This is a genomic window from Microbacterium terrisoli (assembly GCF_030866805.1).
Lineage (GTDB): Bacteria > Actinomycetota > Actinomycetes > Actinomycetales > Microbacteriaceae > Microbacterium > Microbacterium terrisoli.
The window spans coordinates 1,698,504-1,724,523 of record NZ_CP133019.1; the positions used below are offsets into that span (position 1 = coordinate 1,698,504).

Annotated in this window: 1 protein-coding gene (running past one end of the window); it reads right to left on the reverse strand. The window is 69.7% G+C overall.

Annotated elements, in window-relative coordinates; translation table 11 throughout:
• Positions 1-26,020: the 3' portion of a hypothetical protein gene (locus QU603_RS07375; RefSeq protein ID WP_308493834.1), read on the reverse strand. Its footprint extends 10,496 nt past the window's final position; the window shows 26,020 of its 36,516 coding nt (coding positions 10,497-36,516); its start codon lies off the right edge, out of view; it ends in the stop codon at positions 1-3.

A 26,020-nucleotide genomic window follows, 5' to 3' on the forward strand; every position in this document is an offset into this window, starting at 1 on the left:
TCACTTCTTGCGCTTGCCTGGAGGGCCGGGCGGTGTCAGCGCGGGCTGATCGGCGGTCGTCGGCTGTGGCTGGGTCGGATCGGCCGACGGATCCGGCGCAGCAGGCTGCGCTGCGGCCAGAGGAGCGGCGATCGGTGACGTGATGCCGTCGGTGCGCACTCGCAGCGAGTCAAAGCGCGCAGTGCCGGCATCCGCATACAGCCCGAACCTGCCGTCGGCCAGGGCCGCGTTGTAGGCGCGGGACGCGACGAACACGCCGTCGATCACGAGTGAGATCGACGCGCCCTTGATCGTGACCAACAGCGTGTGGCTGCCGACCGCCAGGTCTTTGGTCACCGACTGGTCGACCACGCTCACGCCGCCGGCGACATGGCCGAACAGCACCCTGCCGGCCGCCTGGTCGAGCAGGATGAACTTGTAGTCGGTGGGGCTGTAGTAGTCGTAGACGATGCCCGCACGGGCCCCCGCGGTCAGGACCACGACCTCGGTGATCTCCAGGAACGCGTTGGCTGAGACCGGTGCGCCGAGGTCGGCCAACGCGATCGCGGGCGCTCCGGCGACGGGGCCGCCGACGAGCGTGCCGGCATCTGCCGTGAAGCTCCCGCTGACCGCTGCGTCGATGATGCCGGGTCCCTGCGAGAAGTCATCGGTGACGTCGAGAGTGATGGTCGGGGGCAGCACCTGCACCGAGATGCTGTCGAACAGTCCGCGAGACTGGTTGGATCCGACGCCGATGAGGCCCTTGTTCAAGGCGACGGTCACGCCGTCGGTCACCCGTGGCGCGAACGTGTAGGTGAACGCCGCCACGCCGCCCAGCGACACGGTGACCGTTGTGCCGTTGACCGCGACGAGCATCGTGTACCACGTGTTGTACTTCACTCCGCCCTTGACGGCGTATTGCACGTAGACCTGCCAGCCTGCGGCGGTGCGCTGGCCCATGACCAGCTTGTTCGTGGACTGGTCGACCCCGGCGAACTTGAAGTCGGTGGGGGAGAAGTAGTCGAACAGGACGTATGCGTTGGCCTTCCAGCCACCGATCGGCTTGGTGAGGTTCACCTGCGCGTGGATCTCGTAGTAGATGGGCAGGTACTCGTCGATGTAGTACACCGCGGTCGCGTCGCCGTCCGTGCCGACCGCGGACACGGCCAGCGCTCCGCTCTGCACGGTGAACGAGCCGGAGTCGGTGAGGAAGCCGGCGGTGTTGCCGGTGGTGAAGGTCGCCGAGCGCAAGACGTCGCGTGCGCCGCCGGGGACGTTGCCGGGCTGCGGATCGCGCGGGCCGCCGGTCTGGTCGCCCCACGCGTCATCCTGCTGCATCACGAGGCCGATCTCGCCGAACGGCTCGCCGTTGCGGGCCTGATAGATGGCGCCGGATTCCTGCGCGATCGTCGGGTCGGCGCCCTGGGCCGCCGACAGCGCGTACAAGAAGTCCTGCAGGTGCGGCGACAGCTGCCGGCTCACCGTTCCCAGGCCGAACGGGGCGAACGGCACGAGGTAGCTGTTGAACTCGCCTGCCCAGTCGATGAGCCGGTCACCGCCGGTGTTCGCGATGAGCACGTCCAGGCCGGCACCGCCGAAGGCGCGATCTTCGTACGCGGGGCTGGTGTCGGGCTGGTCGTTCTCGCCGCCGTCGGTGGTGAGCACGTCGTCCATGTTCAGCAGGTCGTTGCCCCAGCCGCCCCATGCCGTGTCGCGACCGGTGCCGCCGACGATCCAGTCGTTGCCGTTGTCGCCGAACAGTGCATCGTCGCCGTCGGTGCGCACCATGGTGGCGACGCTGTCGGGGCGGCCTTCGGCGCTGTCGAAGTTGAGGAACCACTCGCCGCCCGCCACGAAGATCTTGCGCATCGGGTGGTACTCGTCGTACAGGGCGAACTCGCCGCTGGTGCTGTCGAATCCGAGGAGGGTGCCGTCGTTGAACGGGTGGGCGAAGTCGCTGCGAATGTGACCGGTGCCCCAGCCCATCGTGGCGGTGCTGGTCCCCGGCATCGCCTCGGCCCCCGAGATCGCGTCGTCGCCGGCACCGCCGTGCAGGAAGTCGTCGTCCCAGCCGCCGAAGATCACATCGTTGGCGAAGTGCGCGGCGAACGTCGGGTCGAGCACGTCGCCGTTCATCTGGAACGGAGTGAGGTCGACGCTCTTGAACAGCTTGCCGATGGGGTAGGTCGTGGCGGTCTGCGCGTTGCCCGGGGTGGCCACGACCGTCTGCGTGTGAGCGACGGTGACGCCGTTGAGCGGTTCGGTCGATCCGTTGCGGCTCGTGAAGATCCGCCCGTCGTCGCCGAGGATGCCGTCGGTGCCGGTGCCGCCCGAGATCCAATCGTTGCCCCATCCGCCGATGAGGTCGTCGTCGCCGGCGTCGCCATAGACCACATCGTCGCCGCGGCCCGCGTACACGGTGTCATCGCCGGCTTCGCCGTGGATCTCATCGGCCGCACCGATGTCGGTCGTCAGGGCAGAAGCGGCCGCGTCGGGACCGCCGGGCGTGTAGTCCAGCAGCACGACCGCGCGCGGCAACAGCCGCGCCGGCTCCCCGTAGGTGTCGTACGTGAACGTGCGGTAGGTGGTGGCGCCGTTCGTGCCGACGGTGACGATCCGCAGGATGTCGCCGTTGTCGCCCACGACGGTGTCGGAGTCGCGGCCGTGCAGCAGGGTGTCGTCGTTGCGCCCGATGCGGGTGCCCGCTCCGCCGAAGATCAGGTCGGCGCCATCCGGTCGCTGCGCGGCGGTCGTGAGCGAGAACAGGTCGGAGCTGCCGCCGATGATGTCGTCGCGGCCGAGGCCGCCGAAGATCACGTCAGAGCCGCCTCCGCCCTCGATGTAGTCGTCGCCGTCGGTGGCCGCCTCGGCCGACGGCACGACCACGAGGTTGCCGTTCGCGTCACGGTGCGCGGCGACCGGGATGTCGATCGAACCGTCGCCCTGGATGACGTCGTCGCCGAGTTCGCCGAAGATCACGTCGTCACCGGCGCCTCCGGCGATGACATCGTCGCCGTAGACGTCGGTGGGCGTGGTGGCCGTGTGGTCGAGCAGCGTGATCAGCAGATCACTCCAGGTCACCCTCCCGGCGGGGTTGTTCTGCCAGGTCGCCGTCACCAGGGCGGTGCCGGCCGACGCGGCATCGGTGCTGTAGATCTGACCGCCGCTGAGCACGCGGAAGCGCGGGTTGGCAGCGGAGAGCGTGCGGGTGAGGGTGACGCTGTCGCCGAAGATCAGGTCACGGCCGGCCCCGCCGTCGATCCGGTCGTCGCCGCGCCCGCCCAGGAGGATGTCGTCGCCGCCTCCGCCGCGGATCGTGTCGTGGCCGCCGACCGTGTGGTCCACGGTCGTGGCGACGTCGAACGGCCGGGCGATGCCGTCGGTGAGGTCGCCGGGCCCGCCGTTGCCGGACTGCGCGACGATCGCGCCAGACGCGTCGAGCCAGGTGGCCAGACCCCGGTCGCCGAACAGCAGGTCATCGCCGGTGCCTCCCGTGATGTGGTCGGAGCCGATCCCGCCGAACACGATCACCGGCAGCGACGAACCCGAGGCATCCACCACGTCGTCGTCCGTGACGCCAGCGGGCAGGATGGCCCCCGTGGCCGGCATCGTGAACGTGTGCGTCTCCGTGCGGGTGACCTCCACGACGACGAATGCGGGCGATCCGTCGCGCTGCGCCGGTGCGTCGAAGGCGAGGATGCTCCCGGTACGCGTGATCTCAGAGGGCGAGAGCAGTCGGCCGTTGACCCATACCCGGTAGCCGACGACATCGGCGTCAGCGCCCAGGTCGTAGGTCCCGACGGACTGCGTCGCCCAGCCGGTCAGCCGCAGCGTGACGGCGACCACGTCGCCCGGCAGCAGCGAGTCGAACAGGCCTGCCGTATCCAGGCGCGTCGAGACGACATAGCGGGATGCCGGCACCAGCACGCCGTTGACGCGCACCTGGGACACGACGTCGGGCTGGACCGGTTCGTCGCCGTCGTCGAGGTCGGCGCCCAGGTCGAGCAGGTTGTCGGCCGGCCCTTGCGTGTCGAGTACGAAGAACCTGCCGGCGTCGGCCACAGCATCCAGCTTCACGACGACTTTGTCGTCGCCGAGCCCGGTGTTCAGCCAGGTTGTGGTGCGCACGCCGGCGCGGTGCGTGATCCCGTCGACGCGGATCGTGTCGGCGAACGCGCTGGTCCAGATGCGGATGCCGTCGGCGAATGTGCCGTCGGCGCCGGCCCGCCACGAGATTCCGGCCGGGGCAAGGCCCGTGACGAACGTCTCGCCGTTCGCGCTGAGGTGGCCGTCGCGGGCGAGAGCGGCAGCGGCGGACTCCGTGATCAGCACGTTGCCGTCGCCGTGCGTCGCGTCCTCGTCGCTGACCAGCAGTGTGTGCCGTCCGGAGCCGAAGTCGAGGTTCAGAGTGCCGAGGATCGCGTCGAGGTCTCCGGCCAAGAACTGTGGTGAGTCACCGAGGGCGACGTCGGCGCGCGAGGAGATGTAGACGCGGTCATCGCCGACGCCGAGCGACACGTTCGTGACCGGCTGCGTACCGCGGATGTTGAACACGTCGCTGCCGGACCCGAGGGCGATGTTCAGCGTCTCCAGGCGCGCGTAGCGGATGCCAGCGCGGCTGTCGGCGTCGGGCGCGGCGGTGGAGGCCGAGTCCCCCAGAGCGGTCAGCAGGATCGTCACCGGCCGGTTGGGGTCGGCGTTGGTCTCGCCGCGGAATCCGATCAGGTAGGTGCCGTCCACGAGCCACACGTACACGCTGGCAGCGCAACGGGTGTGCTGGTCGGCTCCGCACGACATCGACACGCCGGCGTCCGCCCCCGGCGTGGTCGGGAACAGCAGGCTCTGCAGGGCCGCCTGCACGGCGGCGGCCGAAGCGCCCGCGGCGAACGTGATCGCACCGATGCCGGTCTGCGTCCCGTCCTGCAGCTGCGACAGCATGATCGTGAACGTCGCGCCCCGCGGTGTGACGCTGTAGAGCCGGTCGAGCGGGCGCCCGGATTCGTCGTCCGCCGTGCGCGGGCCCATCCCGAGCCCGGAGACGGTCGAGCCGGTCAGCCAGCCGAGGTTCGCCGTGATGTCACCGGTGTCGACGAGGTTGGCGGTGTCGCTGCCCACGCCGCCGTCGAGCACGAGCAGCGCGGTCAGCAGGTCGAGCAGGCCGCCGGAGGAGCCCACGTCGAACACGTCGTCGTCGGTGCGGCCGAGAAGCGGGGTCGCGGTGCTGATGGGCCCGCCGATCAGGCGGGTGTGGCCGGCGATCGTGCGCACGACGAGGTGGTCGTCCCCGGGGCCGGCGTCGATCGTGGTGGTCCCGGCGTGCGTCGTGGTCACGGTGAACGTGTCGTCGCCGTAGCCGAGCAGGACGGTGAGGTCCTCGAAGTCGCTGTACTGGATGCCCCCGGCCACCGCGCGCCCGGCCACCGTGCGGTCCACGCCCATGCCGAGGCCGGACAGGCTCGTGGCGGTGAGTATGCCCGTCGTGTTCGCCGGGCTGTCTTCGTTGTGCACGACGAGGGTGTCCACCTGCGCGGTCTCGATCGCATCGGCGGTGCTGGCTGTGATCGGCAGCGGGTTGCCGGAGGATTCGCCGGGAAGCATGACGGGCAGGTAGCCGTCGAGGTCGAGCTGCACGGGCGGGTTCGGATCCTCGCCGCCCGAGACGAACAGCGGGCCCTGGATGAGCGCGACCGTGCGAGGCGCGTCAGGGAACTCCTGCACCTCGTCGCCGTCGATGGTGGTGTCGTCGATTGCGCGGACGGTGACGGTCTGCGGCATCCACCAGTTGGCGGCGGTGAACGTCAGCGTCAGCTGCGACACCCACGACGTGCCGTCGAAGAACTGCAGATGTGGCGCGTAGCATCCGTTCGGGAGTCCGCAATCGGCGCCGAAGGCGGAGGACAGTGTGTGCGATGCGATGGCGTTCGCATTCACCGTCACGCTCTCGCCGGCCCCTGGCGCCATCGACAGGCGCACGGTGTATGCCGCGGTGCCGCCGAATTGGGTGGACGAGGCTCCCTCGACGAGGCGCAGGACGCTCCCGGTCGGGGTGATGATGACCTCGGGGGTGTCGCCGTCGTGCACCAGCACGCTCACGTCGGCGACGGTGGCCCCGGGGATCTCGGTGACGAACACGGGCGTTCCCACCAGCAGTGAGCCGCCCCAGGGGTCGGTCACCGTGATCGTGGTGGCCGTGTTGGAGGCGATCGTGCGGTACGCACCGGCGCCGGTGGCGCCCACGATGCGCACCATCGCGCCGCTGAGGCCGCCGCCGGCGGTCGGCAGCGTCACCCCGGTCAGGGTGATCGTGCTGCGGTCGCTCGAGATCGCCGAGACCGTGCCGCCGGGCTCGGCTGTCGACACCGGCCCGGTGTAGCCGGTGAGCACGAACGAGTCGCCGACGGCGGGTGCGATGTCCCATTGACCCTCGATCTCGAGCGTCGTGGCCGTGTTGTTCCAGACACGGGCGGTCTGACCGGCGCCTGCGCCGCCGGTCAGGCGCAGCAGCAGGCCCTTCAGGCTGCCGGGCGCGGCGGTGAATCCGGTGAACGCGAACTCGTTCGCGAGGCCGCCGGCTGCCGACACCGTCCCGGTCTTCAGATCGCTGGAGCTGATGACGGCGGTGATCTGCGCCACGCGCTTGCCCTCGATGACACCGTCGTCGATCGCGTGCACGTGGACTGTCTGCATGACCGTGGTGGTGAAGATGAGCGTGACCGAGACGGCCCAATGGATGCCGTCGGAGGACAGGCGCAGGCCCGCCGGTGCCGTGACCACGACCGTCGTCATGTTCACCGGTGGGGCGCTCAGACGCACCTCATAGGTCGCGTCCTCCCCGCCCTGGCCGCCCGTGGCGGGCTCGACGACGGTGACGCCGCCGTCGGGGACAACCACCGCTGCCTCGGGGGTGTCGTCGTCGATGATCCGGGCGAAGGTGGTCAGCACGAGTGCACCGTCGTACGCACCGCCGGTCACGATCGCGTCGATCGGAGCGAGCTGTTCGCCTTCGGCCGAGAGGTCGTCGTCGGCCTTCACCCAGACGAAGTGCTCGGCGTCGTCGCCGGCGGCGAGGGCCAGTGTCACCGAGGTGTGCCACACCTGGCCGTCCAGCGAGAGCAGCAGGGCGCGGGAGCGGCTCGTCGACGTCGGATCGACGGCGGGCGCCGTGAGTGTGACCTGCACGGCGGTGGCAGGCGCCTGCGTCAGTCGCACGAGCAGTCGCCCGGCGGGACCGCCCTCGGTGAGGGTCAGCGATCCGCCGACGGGGGCCACGACCACCTTGGGCGTGTCGTCATCCATGATCTCGGTCGAGATGCCGTCGACCGGCAGCAGCGCCCACGCGCTGCTGGGCACCGTGCTCTCGACCTGGTGGCGCACCAGGCCGGTGTAGCCGAGCAGGTCATCAGCCTGCACGGCGGGGGCGAGGGCGCCCACCTCGACGCGGTCCGAGCCCTGTCCGCCATAGATCGACGTCGAGACGGCCGGGTCGGTCGAGAGCACGATGAACACGTCGTCACCGGCCATGCCGTACAACGCGACCCGCTCGACGTTGACGTAGCGCACCACGCGGCCGGCCCCGTAGATCCCGGTCGCGGTGACCACGAAGGTGTCGTTGAACTCCGTGCCGATGACCACCACCAGATCATCGCCCGACCCGCCGTCGATGTTGACCGGCGCGTTGGCCGCGTACTGGATGAAGTCGCGGCCGGCGCCGGCGTCCAGCGAGGTCTGCTCCGACTCGCCGACGAACGAGCGGATGACGAAGGTGTCGTCGCCGGCCTCGCCGTACAGGTTAAGGGTGGCGACATTGCGGAACACCTCGAACGTGTCATCGCCCGCATCGCCGTGCACGGCAGCGGTGAACGAGACCCCGCGGGTGAGGGAGCCGCGCGTGGACGAGAAGAATCCGGATGCCGGGAACTCGGCGTCGCCCGTGTAGGCGGTGTACAGCTGGCCGAACCGGAAGGTGTCGTTGCCGTCGCCGCCGTTGACGGTCAGCACCGAGGCGGTGTCATCGAAAGCGAAAGTGTCGTCGCCGAGCCCGCCGTTGAGGACGACGCCGCCGGTCATCTCCTGGCCGTAGGTGACCTTCTCGGCGCTGCCGTCGGTCAGCAGCGCGATCAGCGCGCGGGTGGTGTTGCGCCGCAGCAGGAACGTGTCGTCGGCGGCCGATCCGTTCACGACGAGCACGTTCGTACCGCCGTCGGCGTTGGAGTCGGTCGTGTCGATGCGGTCGGTGCCTGCGCCGAACAGGTTGACCACGAACGTGTCGGAGCCGTTGCCGCCGTCCAGGCCCACCGTTCCGCGCAGCGGGTTCGTGCCGACGGCGTCGGGCACGGCGTTCACGGTCAGCCAGTCGTCGCCGGTGTCGCCGCGCACGGTCAGGGCGCCGGTGGTGGCCTCGACGAACACCCGGTCGTCACCCGCGCCGGCGTGCACGCTCGTGGTGCCGGAGTGCGTGCTGTCCACGTTCAGGATGTCGGAACCGGTGCCGAGGGTGACGTCCAGACCTTCGAACTGGGCGTAGTCCACGCGACCGTCGGTGGACGCGGTGACTCCGGTGGTCACGGTGCCGCCGCCCGCGGCGACGAGCGGGTGACCGGCGACGGGCGCGATCGTGATGGCCAGTGCGCGACCGGCGGCGCCGGCCAGCGTCCCGGCCCACGCGATCGTCCAGCGCGTGCCCGCCTTGGTCACCACGACGTTGCCGACGCCGACGAGTGCGGCCAGCGCAGTCTGCACCTGAGTGGCGGTGGCATCGAAGGCCAATTGGCCCGTGGTGCCGACGCCCGCGATCGACAGGACGAAGCGTCCGTCAGCAGCCCCCGACACGGTCACGACCTGCACCAGCGAGGGCTGCGGCATCCCGTGCGTCATGCCCAGGCCCGTGATCGAGGTGCCGGTGAGAACCCCCACCCGGTCCAGCGCCGTGGCGGCGTCATCGAGGTACAGCGTGTCGGTGCCCGTGCCGCCGGTGATCGTCAGCGGTGCCGCGATGCCGGTGAGGGTGCCGCCGATGCCGTTCAGAGTGGAGCTCAGGCGCACGGTGTCGTCACCGGTGCCGGTGTCGACGGTGGTGATGCCGTTGACGGTGCGCACGATCACGGTGTCGTCGCCGGCGCGGGTGGTCAGCGCCGTGGAGCCGGTGTGCGTGGAGTGCACCGTGAACATGTCGTCGCCGGAACCGAGGTCGATGGTGAGGCGTTCGAACGTCGTGTACGCGATGCCGTCGGGGCCCATGCCCAATCCGGTGATCTGGTTCAGGGTGAGCCCGCCGGTGTTGGGGGCGTCGTCGGCGGTGTCGTCGACGGCGAGCAGGTCGTCGCCGGTGGCGACGCCGGGACCGCTGCCGCCGTCGACGATGAGTGCGGCGAGGATCGCGTTGACGGTGCCGCCGGTGTTGGTCCAGCTGCTGCGGCTGGTACCGGTGCCGGCGGCGTTCGAGCCGACGGCGATCGTGTCGTTGTTCTCGCCGGCGAACACCGTCATCGGCACCGCGAGCTCACGCACGGCGACACGGTCCGCACCGGCGAGAGTGCGCACCTGCACCGACTCCACGCCCGAGTAGGTGATCGTGCCGAGGAGCGTCATGACCCCGGAGGTGTCGAACGAGACGCGACGGATGCGGTTGGACCCGGTGCCGGCGGGAGGCGAGGCGACCGTGTCGGCGATGAGGTCGTCCGGCTGCGGCGTGCCCCACACCTGCAGCAGGTCGGTGCCGGGGGAGCCGGTGACGTGGACGGCCATGCCCGTGGACTTCGTGAGTTCGACGCGCACGAGGTCGTCGCCGGCGCCGGCATCCAGATATGCCGTTCCGGTCCACGCGCTCACCGTGCGTGCCGCGCCGCCGACCAGCAGCCGGCCGTCGGCGTCGCCGACCAGCATGGTGGTGGCGCCGGAGCCGGAGGCGGTGAGCCGGGCGATCTCGAAGATGCCCGCGATGTCTTCGGCGATCGAGTCGGCACTGAAGTCGGTGGTGCCCACCACCCGGCCGACGACGAACAGGTTGTCGTACAGTCCGAAGTCGACGCCGCTGAACGACTCCACGAGGGTATCGGTGCCGCCTGCGTCGATGAAGACGTCGAAGCCGAGACCGCCCGTGACGGTGTCGTCGCCCGTGCCGGAGTCCAGCACGTCGGAGAACGGCGAGCCGACGAGCGTGTCGTCGCCGGTGCCGCCGACCAGGGTGAGGGCGAGCTGGTCGGCGGTGACGGCAGAGGCGTCGATCCGGTCGGCGCCGCCGCGGCCGTCGACCGTGAGCGCGTCACCCTGGCCGCGCACACCTCCCGTGATCGTGACGGTGTAGCCGCTGCCCGACGAGCGGGTCACCGTGGTGCTGCCGGCCGCGGTGGCCACCGTGAACGTGTCGGCGTCTGCGGCGGAGCCGAGAATGGTCACGAGGTCGGTGCTGCCGGTGCCCAGCAGCAGGGTCACCGCGGAGAGCCCCGAGGCGTTGCCGGTGATGTCGTCCAGGGTGAGCTGGTCGGCCCCGGCCCCGGCGTCGATGGTCAGCGCCTCGATGCCGGTGGTGCTCTTGACGACACCGCCGAGTGTGAACGCCAGCGTGCCGGTGGACGGGTTGGCGACGGTGAGGATGTCGGTGCCGCCCGTGAGCGTCAGGGTGAGCGCGTCGCTGCCGTCACCGCCGTCCACGACCGCGGCGACGGTCGAACCGAACACGGCCGAGGGAACCAGGAACGTGTCGTTGCCGGCGCCGCCCGCGTAGCTGCCTGCGCGACCGGACAGGGTGTCATTGCCCGCGCCGCCTGAGAGCACGTCGTCGAGGCTGTTGCCGACGAGCACGTCGTCGCCGTCGTCACCGGAGAGGCTGACCGCCCCGGTGCCGGTGTGGCGCAGGATGTCGTCGCCGGAGTCGCCGTGGACGGTGGCGGTGGCTTTGCCGCCGACTGTGATCGTGTCGTTGTCGGCCCCTCCGTCCAGCGTGCTGCCCTGCCCGGAGCCCTGCAGCAGGATGGTGTCGTTGCCGGTGCCGCCGGTCAGGTATACCGGAATCGTCACGCTCGGATCTATCGTCACGTTATCGGCGTCGTCGCCGAAGTCGCCGTGGATCGAGGTGACGTGCGCGTAGTCGCGCGTGTACCCGAAGGCGGTGATCCGGATCGTCGCGCCGTCGGTGGTGGCCGGACCCAACTGCTGGATGTACACCGTCTCGGCGGTCACCGCCGTCGCGACGGCCCGTGCGGTGCGGTGGGCGCTGTCGCCGACGTTCAGATACAGGTCACGGTCGGTCGCCGTCCACTTCTTGAGGCTCGTGAAGTCGCCGCTGGGTTGGTTGTTGCCGGCCAGGTACGGCACCACCGGGAAGTAGACGGTTCCGATGCGGAAAGTGTCGCCGGCGGAATGCCACGAACCGAGGATCTTGAAGCGCACTCGGATCGACAGATTCAGCGGTGTCGCGCCGTTGGAGTCGGCGTTGCGCGAATCGGCGGTCACGTCGAGGTCGAGCCCCACACCGAAGCTGATGCTGAAGATCTTGAAGTCGAAGTAGACCTCCACGCTGGCCCCGCCGCCGATGTGCAGGGTGTACCAGATGATGCCGTCCTGCTCGTGGGTCAGGAACGACACGTCCAGCCGGAAGTCACCGCGGATGCCCATGAACGAGCCGCCGAGCTTCATGTGGCCCGACAGGTTGAGGGCGAAGTTGCCCGCCGAGTTCAGGAAGATCTTCCCCGAGAGCGAGAATCCGAAGAAGCTCAGGTTGGCGTAGGCATCCAGGTACCAGTCCCCGGACGAGTAGGTCGTGTCATCCGCCGCCGTCTTGCCGACAGCAATCGTGAATCCGGCATCGAAGTGGAACAGCTTGAGCAGTGTCACCGTGCCGGTCAGCTGCAGCAGGAAGCCGGGATCGACACCCTGACGCACCACTCCGGTCGTGTTGATGCGCAGAGTGCCGCCGGCAGAGAGGCTGAAGACGAACGCGTCGGCAGAGGCGGACACAGACACGCTCATGACGAACCCGTCGGAATACACCCCCGCCACGCCGTTGGCCATGAATTTCAGCCCGGCGAGGTCGAACGACACGCCGAACGACATCTCGAAGGCGCCCGCGGCGATGCGGATCTCGGCGAAGCCGGTGCCGCGTGCGAGGTGGGCGAATTCGATCGAGCCGTCCAGGCGCAGCAGGAATCCGGGTGCGATGCTCGTGCCGCCGAACGTACGGGCGCTGCCGGTGGTGTTCAGCTGGATGACGGCGCTGGCCGAGAACCCGATGCCGATGGTGCTGCCGAAGTCGGAATCCAGCGAGATCGCCAGGCGCGCGAGCACGCCGTCGCCGGTGATCGAGAAGCCGGAGTCGACGATCGCAAGATTGCCGAACGGTGAGAGGGAGGCGCTGCCGTTGACCAGAAGGGACAGTTCGGAGGTGCTCACGGTGAGCACCACGTGGCCCGTGATGTTCAGCGCGTTCATGACCTGCAGCGAGCCGTACATCTCCAGGCGGAATCCGCCGACGACCTGCAGCGTCTCCTCGCCCACCACCAGCGACCCGTCGTCGTTGCGCATGAAGCCCGCGAATTCGGGACTGCCGTCGACGGTCTCGGTGACGACCTTGTACGTTTCGATCTTGCGCACCGAGGCGAATGTGTTGATCTCGAGCAGGAACTGCCCGTTCAGCTTGAGGCCGGGTATCGCGTTGACGCCCAGGGTCAGCTGCACGCGCCCGACCACGCCGGTCTGGGCACCGACGTAGACGGCGAGATTGAGCGAGCCGGTCAGTGAGCCGAGATACGGGATCGTGGTGCCGACGAACCCGTCGAGCTTCAGGTAGGCGGTGCCCGTAGTGTCGTATGCGGCGGTGATCGAGATGAAGCCGCTGAGCGTGAACGCCCCGCCGATGGTCAGGTCGGCCTGGATGGTCGCCACCACGTACACGGCCGGCGCGGCCGACGGGTCTGCGGATCCGTCGATTCCCGGCGGCGAGGCCGGGATGATGAACGTCGGCGACTGACCCGGCTGCAGCAGCGGCAGGAACGCCGCCGGCACCGTCAGCGACTGCGCGACGAGAGTGGTGTTGAAGATGATGGTCACCGACCCGGTCGCCGAGAACAGCGATCCCACCGAGGGCAGACCGATCCCGGCGCTGCGGCCGACCCTGATGCTGCCGGCGACGCCTGGGATGGCACCCCCGGCGGTGCTGGTGCGGATCATCAGCACGCCGGTGACCGAACCGTACTCGATGCGCGCCGACCCGGAGCCGAAGGACAGCGTGCCGGTGACGAACAGGCTCAGCTCGGGGGCCGGCGGATCCATCGAGATGTTCAGCAGCAGTCCGCCCTGGACCCGCATCAGCTCGGTGCCGCCGGGGGAGACGATGGCCTGTCCCACGATCTGGAATCCGAAGCTGAACGGCTGCAACGTGACCGTCTCGGACAGGTCGCTGCCGCCGCTGCCGACTCCGGGCAGCACGATGGTCTCGGTCTTGACCTGGTTGGTCAGGTTGATCTGCAGCTGGGCGGAACCGTTCAGGTGCAGGCCGTACTTCTCGAGCGCCTGGAAGTTCGTCTGGATCGCCGCGACGCCCCAGAACTGCGGAATCGGGTACATCGGGTTGGTGGACGCGTCGCCGACCATGAGCGCGAACATTCCCGATGCCGCGCCGATCGTACCGAGTCCGTAGACGTCCAGCTGACCCGTGAAGCGCAGAATGAAGATCTTGCGGGTCGTGTCGATCTCGAGCGTCACGTCGGCGTGCAGGTTCAGCAGCGGCTCGTCGAGGAAGTCGCCGGCCGAGAGCATGATGCCGCCGGACAGTTCGATGAAGAACGATGTGCCCTGCGTGATGAGCGTGAACGACTGTGCGCCGGCGGCCGAGCGGTTGCCGGCGATGTCGCTCCACCCGCCTTCGGCGAAGGCGACGGTGACCTTGCCGGTCGAGATGCCCTGCGCTCCGGTGTACAGGTAGCGCGCGATGCCCGTCGCGGCGTCGTACATCACACTCGAGAACGTCAGACCCTGGGTGCCGCCTCCGGTGAAGACGAGGTCGTCTGCGCCGAGGGTCGAGACATCGACCGCGGCACCGGGGGTGGTCAGCTGCACGGCGAACCAGATGCGGTCCCGCAGCGTCGCCTCGGTGGGGGCCTCTGCGGTGACCGTGCCGGCAGAGGTCGCGGTGCTGAACAGGGTTCCGTCGTTGTTCGCCCAGCTCGCATCCAGGAACGTGACCGACAGCGCGCCACCTGTCCAGCCGGTGAAGAAGTACCGGTAGGTCGCGGCCGTGCCGGCCACGAGCGACGGTGTGCCCGAGACTTCCAGCGCTGTCCCGTTCGCGGTGATCGTGATCTCGGCGCCGCTGTCGAGGATCGTCGCCGGGTTGACATCGGCGCCGCCGGCCACCGGGCTGGTGCCGAGGGGCGCGAACGTGATGTCGACCCAGCCGCGGCCGGTGAGTGCGGATACGTCGAGGACGGAACCGGGGGTCGGATCGATGAGGGCGGCGGTGGGCGCCGAGACGGTGAAGATCTCGGTCTCGGCGGCGTTGAGGTTGCCACCGAGGTCGGCGAAGCTGCCGGCGCGGAAGGTGATGCTGTAGGCACCCACGGCAAGCGCCGCGGTGAACGCGTAGCGCCAGACGTTGCTGGTCCCGACGCGTACCGGCGCGGCCAGCGGGATCAGATTGCCCGCGGCGTCGCGGAACTCGATCTCGTCGCCGCCGATCGTGGAGGGGTCGAGGGCGAAGCCACTGGTTCCGGTGAAGCGGATCTCGAAGTACTTGAGGGCATTGATGAGGTCGCGGCCGAGGGTCGCGCCGGCCACGGGCCGCACGTCGCTCTCGTCGATGGTCGTGGTGGACGGGTCGTCGGGGATCGTCTGGACGACGTCACCGGTGGCGCCCACCACCTGGAACGACTGTGTCAGCGTCGTGTCGACCGGGGGAGCGTTGGCGCCGCCGGAGGCGTACGCGTGCAGGTTGAACACGATGTCGACGCGTCCGGGCCCGAAGGCGCCCGAGAGCAGGTACCGCCAGGTGTTGCCGCCGAGCGCCACCACGCCGGTGACGGTGACGCCTCCGGCGCCCGGACCGGTGAGGGTGAAGGCGCCGATGCCGAGCGTCAGCGGGTCGAACGGCAGCGTGCCGTCGGTGCGTGATGCCGGCGGCGTGAACGTCACGTCGAGGTAGGTCTCGGCCGGGTCGATCTGTTCCGCCGCCAGCGGCACGACCGCACCCGGCAGGGTTCCGGCCGTCACGGCACCGGGTGTGTGCGTGTCGGTGCCACCGGTCAGCGACGTGTACGACCAGCCGCTCGCGGCGTACTGCACCGAGACCTCGTCGCCGGGCTGCAGAGCGGCGCTGAGTGTGTAGCGCACCCACACCGTGTCGCCGATGGTCGCCAGGATCTGCATGCCGGTGATCGTGATGATCTGGGCCACGCCGCCGCGCATGACGGTGAGGGTGATGGACGAGGTGGTCAGCGTCCCCGCGGCGATCAGCAGACCCGAGGGGGCGGTGAACGGCACGTCCACCCAGGTCCGAGCGGCCGGAGTGAACGACGTGTCGCTCGGGCTGAAGGTCGCGGAGTACCCGATGTTCAGCGCGATGGCGGTCACGGTCGAGGTCGAGTCGGCGGTGTCGGGTCGTTCCACGATGACGGGGATGATGTAGGTGCCCGCCGTCGCGCCCTCTCGGATCGCCTGCGTCGGGTCGACCACGACCGACCAGCCCGAGGCTGTGGCGGTGAACCGGATCGCCGCCAAGCGCGCGAGGATGGATGCCGCATCGATGGCGTATCCGCTCGGACCGGAGGCGGCCGGCACGGTCACGGTGATCTGGTCGCGCCAGCTGAGGGTGCTTCCGCTCGCGCTGAGCGTCTGGCCCGTGGTCGGGGTGACCGAGGCCAGGTACGACCAGGAGCCGGCGATCAGGTGCAGAGTGACCGCGAAGCCCGTCTCGTACTCTCCGGTCAGCCAGTAGCGCACGCGCGTCTTGCCGGTGGGCGCGCCGCTGACCGCGACGGGCGCTCTGCCGGCGTCCAGGACGATGCTGCCGACGCCTTCGCCCGACAGTTCGAACTCGGGCGCCGCGTCGAGCACGGAGGTCAGATCGAGCGTGTAGCCGTTGCCGGCGGAGGTGTCGAAGTCGATGTCGAGGTAGGCGGTCGGTGTGACGGCCAGGGTCTGCAAGGGCTGCGTGCCGGCGTTCATCGTGCCGCGCAACGCCAGCGAGCTGTTCGTGAGCGCTGCGGTGAGGGCGCCGGCATCGCCTTGGGCTGTGACAGTGACGGGGATGCGGAACTCGCCGGGCGTCTCGGTCGCGGTGATGGGCTGGCTGGGGTCGAGGGCGACGGTCCAGCCGGGTCCGCCGAACGACAGCCCGTTCAGTCGCGAGATGATCGCAGCGGGATCGACGGTCCACCCCGCGGGAACGCCCTGGCCGGCACCGAGGTTGAACAGCACCCCGACACTCGCGCTGCCGGTCTGGTCGGGTTCGTCGGTGACGGTCAGGGCGGCGGTGACGGTCATCAGATACGACCAGCTGCCGGGGACGAAGGCGAGCTGCACCGCGCCGGTGGAGGCGAATCGTCCGGTCAGCCAGTAGCGGCACTCCAGGCCGGTGGCAGTCGGAGTGCATTGCGGCGCCTGCGTGCCGTCGAGGGCGATCGTACCCAGGCCTGCGCCGGACAGCTGGAACTCGGGCGCGAGGTCGGTGATCGAGGCCGGGTCGATCGTGAACAGGGTCGGGTTCGTGTAGGTCACCGTCATCCAGGCGCGACCGTTGATGACGTTCACGTCGACGGACGCGCCCGGCATCGGGTTGACGATCGACGGCACGACTCCGGTCAGGGTGAAGGTGAGCCTCGTGTCGACGCTGCCCGCCCCGGCCGTCGTGCCGGCGTCGGTGGTCAGGCTGGCGTTCTTGACGGCGCCTGCGTCGAAGTGCACCTGCCAGGTGCCCATCCCGAAGGCGTCCGTGCCGAGCGCGTAGCGGAAGCGCGTCGTGCCGACAAGGCGCACCGCCGCCTGCAGAAGGTCGTCGCCGGCGGCGAGATCTCCGACCAGCAGCACGTCCACGCGTGTGCCGTTCAGCATGTAGAACGCCCCGGCGGCGTCGGTCTGCAGCTCAGCGAACACCATGCCGGAGTCGGTCGTGACCGCGACGATCGGTACCGGCGCGGTGATGGTGAGCGCGCGCTGGGTCGTGCCCTGCCACAGCGTGAAGGTCGTGGTGCCGTTCAGGATCCGGGCGATGTCGAGGTTCGCCCCGGCGGGCGCTGTGTACACGATGTCGATGTGCTTGGTCGATCCGGCCGCCCCGTTGAACACCCCCGCATCGATGGAGCCGCCGCTCGGCGCGCCGAGTCCGATCGTCGGCGCGATGCCGGTGGCCACCGGGTCAGCGCCCGGCGCGACCGCGAAGGTGACCTCCTGCCCCGACGAGTTGCGGAAGCCCATCTTGAGTTTGCCGTAGACGGTGAGCAGGCGCACCTGGTCGGGGAAGTCGGCCAGGAACAGCACCGTGACGTCTCCGGTGGCCACCTTCGACAGATCCGCGTACAGGCGACCCGAGATCGAGATGCTGTCGGCGGCGAAATTCAGCTTGCCGATGATGAGGATCTTGCCGTCGGTGGAGATCTTCACGATCACCTGCCCGTTGAACACGGCCTCGGACGTGTAGATCGAGTAGATCTTCGCAGAGCCGGTGATGACCATCGGCGAGGTGAATGCGGCGGCGAACCCGCTCTGCCCGGGGTTTGCCGCGATGCTCTTGGCCTGTGTGGCCACCTGCTGCTGCAGCGACGCCATCCACTGGTCGGCGGTGAGCACCGTCGGCAGCTGGAACGCGCTGGAGCGCAGCGCGAACGGGTCGTCGATGGACGGCAGCGTCTTGAAGAACTCCACGCCTCCGGCGAAGTCGTTGATGGACAGCCCGCTGGTGGGCTCGAGCAGGATTCCACCGGGCAGGTCCACCGAGAGGTACACCTGCAGAGGACCGAGATCGCTCAGCCCGATCCTGATGCCGAATCCGGCCAGGCCCGCGATCGAGATCGAGCCGCTGAGTCCGAGGTAGAACACGCGCTTGAACACCGGCGTCGTGGTGTCGAAGGTGCCGATGATCGCGTAATTCGTGTCCAGCTTCTCAATACCGCCGATCAGGCCCGCACTCACGTCGCCGCCGAACATCTTGCCCTTGACGGTGACACCGATCGAGTCGATGCCGATGATCGGGAACTCGCCCTGCAGCAGCAGCGACGGTTGGATGCGGACTCCCTGGATGGAGCCGGTGATCTGCAGCCCCTGCAGGCCCTGGATGCCGGTGACGCTGGCCGAGAGGATCAGCACGAAATCGCCCGGGTCGTTCTGGATGTCGGCCCACTGGATGCCGATCGCGTCGATGCGCACCGGCAGGTACGACGGCCACTTGAACGAGTCGCCCGTGGCCGATCCGACGGTCAGGAACACGCCGAACCCGGGAAGCGTCTCGAACGATCCGTCGCCGTCGATCGCGAAATTGCGGCCTTCGCCGCTGATCACCAGCGAGCCGATCGTCACCTTCGCGCCCACGGACTGGAACTGGGCCATGCGCTGACTGCCGGTTGCGCCCGTGTCGAGACGGAAGTCGGTCGCGGTCAAGGTGACATACGAGCCGAGATCGACCTCGAGGGTGTCGACGGTGAGCTGGAAGGCATCCACTCTGCCGTCGGTGAACGTGAGCGCGATGCGGAACGCCTCGTCATCGGGCGAGCCGTCGGGGCGCACGTCGTCGGCCGCGGAGCGGTCTTTCAGCGTCGCGCTGAACGGCTTGCCCGGGAACAGCGCCGCCCCGCCGGAGGCGATGTAGACCGACCCGGTGAAGGCTGCCGTCGCCCCCGACCCCGACGGGAAGTGCACCTCGAGGCCCGAGACTCCGATGCGGATGTCGTTGAGGATGAGGATGCCGCCGAGGGAGATCTGCTTGTCGGCCGCCGTCGACGACAGCGCGTTGCCGGGGTCGGTCGTGCCCGTGGTCGGCGGCAGGCCGTACGCGAGCTCGGCGGTGCCCAGCTTGAATCCGTCGCCGTAGATGGTCAGCCCCGGGATCACCGAAGCGGCCAGCGTCTGATCGTTGTTCGCGGCGATGTTGGAGGACGTGGCCGGATTGTAGGGGCGCAGGGAGCCGGTGACTCCCAGTGAGGGGAAGGTGATGGTCGCGGTGTTGATGCTCACCAGCTGCTGGGTCGACGGTGCCTTCGGGTCGTAGCCGAGCTTGATGCCGGTCGCCTGCAGTCGGGCGACTCCGGGGATCTGCGCGTCCAGGGCAGCCACCTGGATGCCCCACTTTCCGGTCAGGCGGACATCGACGTTGCCGCTGAGCAGACCGAAGACGTCGACGGCCAGCTCGAACGAGCCGGACAGGCCGATCAGGTCGACGGTGACGCCGGAGCTCGACTGCGCATCGCTGGTTGCACCGCCGCCGCCGAACGCCAGTGAGGCCCGCTGCACCCCGACCGTGACCGAGACGACGACCTTGCCGTCGACGAAGCCGAAGCCGCCGAGTCCCACCGTGGGCCCCTGCAGTGTGAGGGGACCCAGTGAGATCGGGCCGCCCGAGGTCGCTTCGCCGACCGTGCCGGCGCCGACGGTCATCGTCAGTGTCTGCGCCGCGTTGGATGCCTGGACGGCACCGCTGCCGCTGCGCACCTGGCCGGCGACCATCGTGATGGTCAGGGGCCCGGCCCCCGAGAACAGACCGAGAGTGTTGGCGGTGTTCTTGTCCTTCAGGAAGTACCGGTACGTCACGGTCGTGGCATCTGCCGCGTCACCGGCGATCAGCAGAGGCGCGCCGATGATGACCGGTGTGCTGCCGGTCATGGCGAGGTCACCGAGGGGGCCGGTGAGCGTGAACGGTGCAGTCGTGCGGGTTTCGATCGACGACTTGTCGATCGGGGCGGCCGCAGCGCCCGAGGTGGTCGGGATGGAGGTGTACGTGATGTCGATGTACCCCTGCGCGTTGAGCTGATTCTGGCTGACCGTCGTGGTGGTCAGCGACGCCAGCGGCCCCGGCAACGACAACGAGCCATCCTGCTGCGCCTGCGGGGTGAACAGATAGAACTGGCGGCTGCTGCCGGTGAGGCCGTAGGGGGTGGAGTCGGAGGCCGTGGCCTTGACCGCGCCATCCACGAACCGCACCGTGACAAGGGCGGCCACCGGCAGTGTCTGCGAGGTCGAGAGGGTATAGCTCCAGGTGTTCGGCTTGCCACTGACGGCGGTGACGCTCAGGACCGACATCGGGTTCAGACCCGACACGGTGACGACGATGTCGTCGACGCCGACGGTGGCGGCCTGAACCGTGCCGTCGGTCGGGGTGTAGGTGACCTGGAGCGAGGTCAGCCCAGCAGCGGTGACGACCGATCCGGGGCCGGGGGCGACGATGTCACCGGTCAACTGTGCGGGAAGCGCCGTCGCCGTCGGCGGCACCGGGTCGGTGGCCGGGAACAGGCTGAAGTCGGTGACCCGGAATGAGCCGAGCCGGAACCCGGTCCCCGGGGCGATGCCGAATGTCGCCGAGCCGGTGAGGTACGCGACGGCGCGGCCGCCGACCTTGACGAGCACGCTCGCCGTGGGCACCGATATGTCGAGCGAGCCGTCGGCCAGGCGACTGATGCGCAGCGACCCGGTGATCCTGACGGCGTCGCCGGCGGTGATGGTCACCCCGGTCGCCGCGAGATCGAACACGCCGCCGGCGACCGGGCTCGTGATGCCCGGCAGGGTGATCGACGTCGCCGATGTGTTCACTGTCAGCGACACTGTTCCCGAGATGCCGAGGCCGTCCAGACCCAGCAGCGCCAGGGTGCCCGAGGCCGACAGAGCCCAGCCGGTGCCGGAGGCCGACTTCTGGAACGCCACTGCGGCGTTCTTCAGCAGCACGCCGATGGCGTCGGGGTTGTCGGTGCCGTCGGCGAGCTTGGAGGGTCCCGCGCCGATGAACAGGTCGAGCCCGGAGCCGGTGAACGAGCCGTCGCCGCCGATCGCGAACTGGCCGGCGCGGATCTCGACGATGCCGCCGAAGTCGAAGCTCAGGTCCTGCACGATGAACGAGTACACCGGTGTCGCTGCCAGGTCCAGCGACACCTGCTGCCCGCCGACCGTCATCGTCTGGTGCACGATCGCACCGGTGGTGTTGACCGAGAGACCGACGGATGCACCGCCGGTGAACGAGCCGGCGTTGATCTGGGCACGTCCTGTGATCACGCCGGCGATCCCGCCGCTGGCGGTCGTGACGATCGGCCCGATCGCGGTCGTCGCCCCGGGCGAGAAGACCACCAAGAAGCCGGAGGCGCTGACCAGGCCCGGACTGGAGCCGCTGACGCCGGTCGAATCCGTCAGCGTCGCGTCGGCCAGGGCGATCCGCGAGACGGCCGTGGTCCCGGTGCCGAACCGTTCGAAGGCGAAGTCGGCGGTCAGCGCGATCCCGGCCGTCCCGCCGATGGTCACCGAGATGTCGTCGGCGGCGATGCGCAGGTACGGCCCCTTCGGCAGGACCAGCCGCTGCGGCGTGTCGGTGCCGCTGAACGAGAACGTCTGGTCGACGGCGACGCCGTTGCCCGCGGCATCCCTCAACGTGTTCACCTGCAGCGACAGCGCGGCGGTGATCCCGATCGGCAGGCCGGGAAGGCTCACGGTGCCGGAGATCTGTCCGGCGATGCCGGTCGATGTGACGATGAACGCACCGGCACCGTCCCGCAGCCGCACCCCGACGTCATCGGGTGTGTCGGTCACGGTGTCGGGGTGTCCGTTGGCGCCCGGGTCGCCGAGGAACACGTCGACCGAGGTGAAGGCGAGCCGGATGACGTTGACGCCCGCCGCCGTCTTCAGCTGCTCGAACAGCACGACTCCCGCGATCGACTGACCGAGCACGGTCACGGTCGCGGGGTCTGCGACGGTGCCCACCTGAACGCGCAGGCTGTTCGCCGGGATCGTGACGGAGCCGATCGTGGCCGCAGCGGTCGAGGTGTTCAGCTGCACGATCGCCGTCACGTCGAGCGCGAACACACCGGCAAGGGGCGAGGCGGCGGCCACCGACACGCCGGCGGTGAGCGCGGCGGTCACACCCGCCCGGCCGACGAGGATCTCACCGGAGGCAACCGAGACGGTGACGTAGGTGGTCGTGCCGTCGCCCAGAGCCAGACCGACGTCGGTGAGGGTGATGACGACTGTGCCGTCGGCCTTCTTGGTGAACGCGAAGCCGCCGGTGAGCTTCTGGCCGGCCAGCACGAGAGAGATTCCGGTGCCACCCACGCTCACCCCCGGGGTCAGAGCCGTCGTGGTGCCCTCGGGGGTGTAGTCCGCCTCGAGCGTGTTCACCTGCACGTGCAGCGTGCCGATGAAGGTCACCCCGGGGATCAGCACCTGGATCGTGCCCTGGACGCTGCCGGCGATGCCGCCGTGCGCGGTGGAGGTCGCGCCGACGATGTCGAAGGCGCCGGTGCCGCCGCTGAGCACCACGATGTCGCGGTCGGCGGTGCCGATGCGCAGCGACACGTTCGCGAACCGGATCTGCGAGGTGGTGACGTCGTCGGAGGTTCCGATCGCCCCGTCGGCGCCTGCGGCTGTCATCTTCGTGAACGAGACGTCGGCCGCAAGCGACTGCCCGCCGATCGCCAGGGTCAGCCCCGTGGCGGCGACCGTGAAGAACGGACCGGCCGGCAGCGTCAGGGTCGTGGTCGCCCCGCCCACGGTGAATTGCTCCGACACCGGCACCGATACGACCTTGCCGTTCACGGTGCGCCGCAGGTCGCTGATCGTGACAGCCACCGTGGCGGTGATCGGGCTGCCCAGGCCGAGGCCGATCGCGGCGGTCGCCGAGATCTGCCCGGCCACGCCCTCGGGGCTGATGACCAGCAGGGCCGAGCCGCGCGACAGGCGCAGGCCGATGTCGTCGGTGGTGTCGTCCGGGGTCCCGCCGTCGTCGCCGACGAACAGCCCGACGTCGCTGGCGGCGATCCGCAGGATCCCCAGGTCGTCGGTCGTGCCGAACGTGCCGTCCGGGCCGGCGGACTGCGCCTGCTCGAAGGAGAACGAGCCCGACAGCGTCTGCCCGAGCACGGTGATGCCGCCGGAGATCTGCACCCGCACGAACCTGCCTGCCGGCAGCCTGATGGTGGTCGTGCCCACGGTGGTGTCGATGGCAGTGGGGGCTGTGTTGACCTGCAGGCCGATGACCAGGCCCGTGCCCAGCGAGATCGGCAGCGAGCCCGTCCCCGTGAGGTTCACGGTTGCGGCGATGTCCATGGCCATGCCTGTCGAGCTCAGCAGGAACACGCCGTGGCCGCCCGTGAGGTCCAGGCCCACCCCGGATTCCGCGTCGCCGAGGAACAGGTGCACCGCGGTGGCGGCGACCGTGATCACCCGGGCGGTGCCGGTGCCGGACTGCGTGAAAGTGAAGTCGCCCGTCAGGGTCTGCCCCGCGACCGTGAGGGCGAGGTCGGCGACCTTCAGCGCGAACGCTGCGGTGGGCGGGCGCGTGTCGATGTTCAGCGTCATGTCGGCCGATGCCGCGACCCCGGGCACCGTCAGGGCGACGGCCCCTTCCACGGTGCCGTACAGGCCCGTCGACGCGAGGGTCAGCAGGCCCGATCCACCGGTCAGCGTCAGGATGTCGGATGTGCCATCGCCGATGCGCAGACCGACGTTCGCCAGGGTGATCGTGGTGACCGCGCCGGCGCCCGTGCCGCGCACGAATCCCACGTCGCCGGTGAGGGTCTGCCCGGCGAGGGTGAGCGTGGCTCCGGTGGCGCTCACGGAGATCCCCAGCGATCCCGGCAGGTCGAGCGACACCGTGCGGCCGCCGACCGTCACCGATTCGGCCACCCGGCTCGTCGACTGGTTCATCGCCACAGCGAACGAGCCTGCGATCGTGGCGCCCGGGGGCAGCAGCCCGCGGAGGTCGACGGTCCCGGCCAGGCGCATCGCCATGCCATCGGCGGTGAGGATCACCACCCCTTCCACACCGGTCAGGATGGGGTCGTCATCGCCCAGTGCGACCTGCCCGCCGCTGACGGCGATGACCGTACGGGTGACTCCGGTGCTCGAGGCAGCCTGTTCGAACAGCAGGTCGGCGGTGAGGCTGACCGCGCCGATCGTCACCGTCACGCCCGTGCCGGTCAGGCGCACGTACGGTCCCGCCTCGAGCCGGGTCTGCGCAGCATCGGACAGGACGACCGCCTGCGCCGAGCGGTTGATCTGGAAGGTGAGGTCGTCGGCGGCGATGACGACACCGCCGCCGAGCGAGATGCCGTCCGGGTTCGTGGTGCCCACCGTGAGCACTCCGGCAAGCCCTGCCGCGGTGACCTGCAGCGCGCCGGTCAGGCCCAGCACGCCGATGGGCGCACCCAGGTCGAGCTGCGCCGACACCGAGACGCTGACGATCCGGCCCGCACCGGTGCCGGTCTGGCTGAAGCCGATCGTTCCGTCGGTGAGCGAGATTCCGCCGACGGCGACGGTGATGTCCTCACCCGTGACGGTGAAGGCGCCGCCGGCCACTCCCACGGTGAAGTCGCCGGTGAACTGCACGCCGGGCACGGCCACAGTGACGGTCCCTGCGATATCGCCGGTGAAGCCGCTGCTGTCGATCATGAACGACCCGGTACCACCGGCGAGGGTCACGAAGGCGGTGGTGCCGTCGCCGATCGCGAGGCGGCCGTTGTCGACCGCGATCGTGGTGGTGCCGCCGGCCTGCGTGAACGTGACGTCGGCCGACAGGCGCTGGCCTCCGGCGACGAGGATCACGTTCTGGCCCACGACCTGAACGAGCGGACCGGCATCGAGGGCGAGCACGACAGTGGTCCCGTCGACGGTGAAGCTCTCGTCGACGGCCGCGCCGGAGTTGAGCGCCACGGTGAACATGCCGGAGAACTGGACGGCGTTTCCGGGCACGTGGATCGCGACGGTGCCCGTGATCCGCCCGGCCAGCCCCGAGTCGCGCACGAGCAGGACGGCCTGCCCGCCGGTCAGGCCGACCCCCGCGCTGCTGCTGCCGAGCGTGAGGCTCAGCGCCGTGGCGACGATCACCGCCGTGCTCGGTCGGGGCGTGCCTGCGGGCGCCCCGGGGGCGAGATCGCCCAGGACCTGCGAGAACACGAACATGCCCGACAGGGTCTGATCGGCGACACCGAGCTGCGCGGGGGAGGCCAGGGTGCCCAGCTGCAGGCGCACCGACTGGGCGGGCAGCGTGACACCCTGCACTGTCTTGGCCGCCGTGCCGGTGTTCAGCTGCAGCTGCACGGAGGCAGGATCGGCGCCGGCGCCGGTCAGGGAGAATCCCGTGCCGGCATGCAGTGCGAGGGTCGCAGTGAGCACCGTGGCCACGCCGCTGGGGGTGAGGTCGAGCTCGCCGGAAGCGATGGATGCCACGACGACACCGCCGCCGAGGCTGAGCGTCAGCGGCGAGCCGCCGTCGCGCGCGGCCTGCCCGAACGAGACACGCAGACCGCCGCCGGCGAGCGTCTGGAAGCCGAACGTCCCGGTCAGCTGCTGGCCGGCGACGGCGAGGGTCAGATCGCCGACCACGAGGATCATCGGTGTGGTGGTCGAGCCCTCGGCCACGGTGACGGCGTCGTCGCCGCTGCCCAGCGTCTGCTCGGTCGTCGACTCGTTGTACAGCACGCTGACGCTGCCGGTGAGGGTCACGCCCGGGATGCCGACGAGCTCGACGACACCCGTCAGGGCGGCCGCGCGGTCGTGGTCGGTCGAGGACCCCGTGATCAGGCCGGTCACGCCGGTGAGGTAGAGCCCGACGGCGAAGGGATTGCGCACGGCGGTGCCGTCGGCGTCGGTGCCCGCGAAGCCCGGCCCCTGGCCGACGAAGATCGTCAGGCCCGACACCGACACCTCGCCGCCGGTGAAGGAGATCATCCCGCTGATCTCGACGAAGTCGCCGAGTTTGAGCGTTCCCGACACGGCGACGGCGACGAACGGGTGGCCGGCGGCGTCGGCGACCTCGTCTGGACCGAACGCGAGCGGCACCGGGACGCCGTTCACGGTGAAGGTCTGCGTGAGGGGCTGAGTGGTGCCGTTGTACCGGACGGCGACCGTTCCCGAAGCATCCACTCCG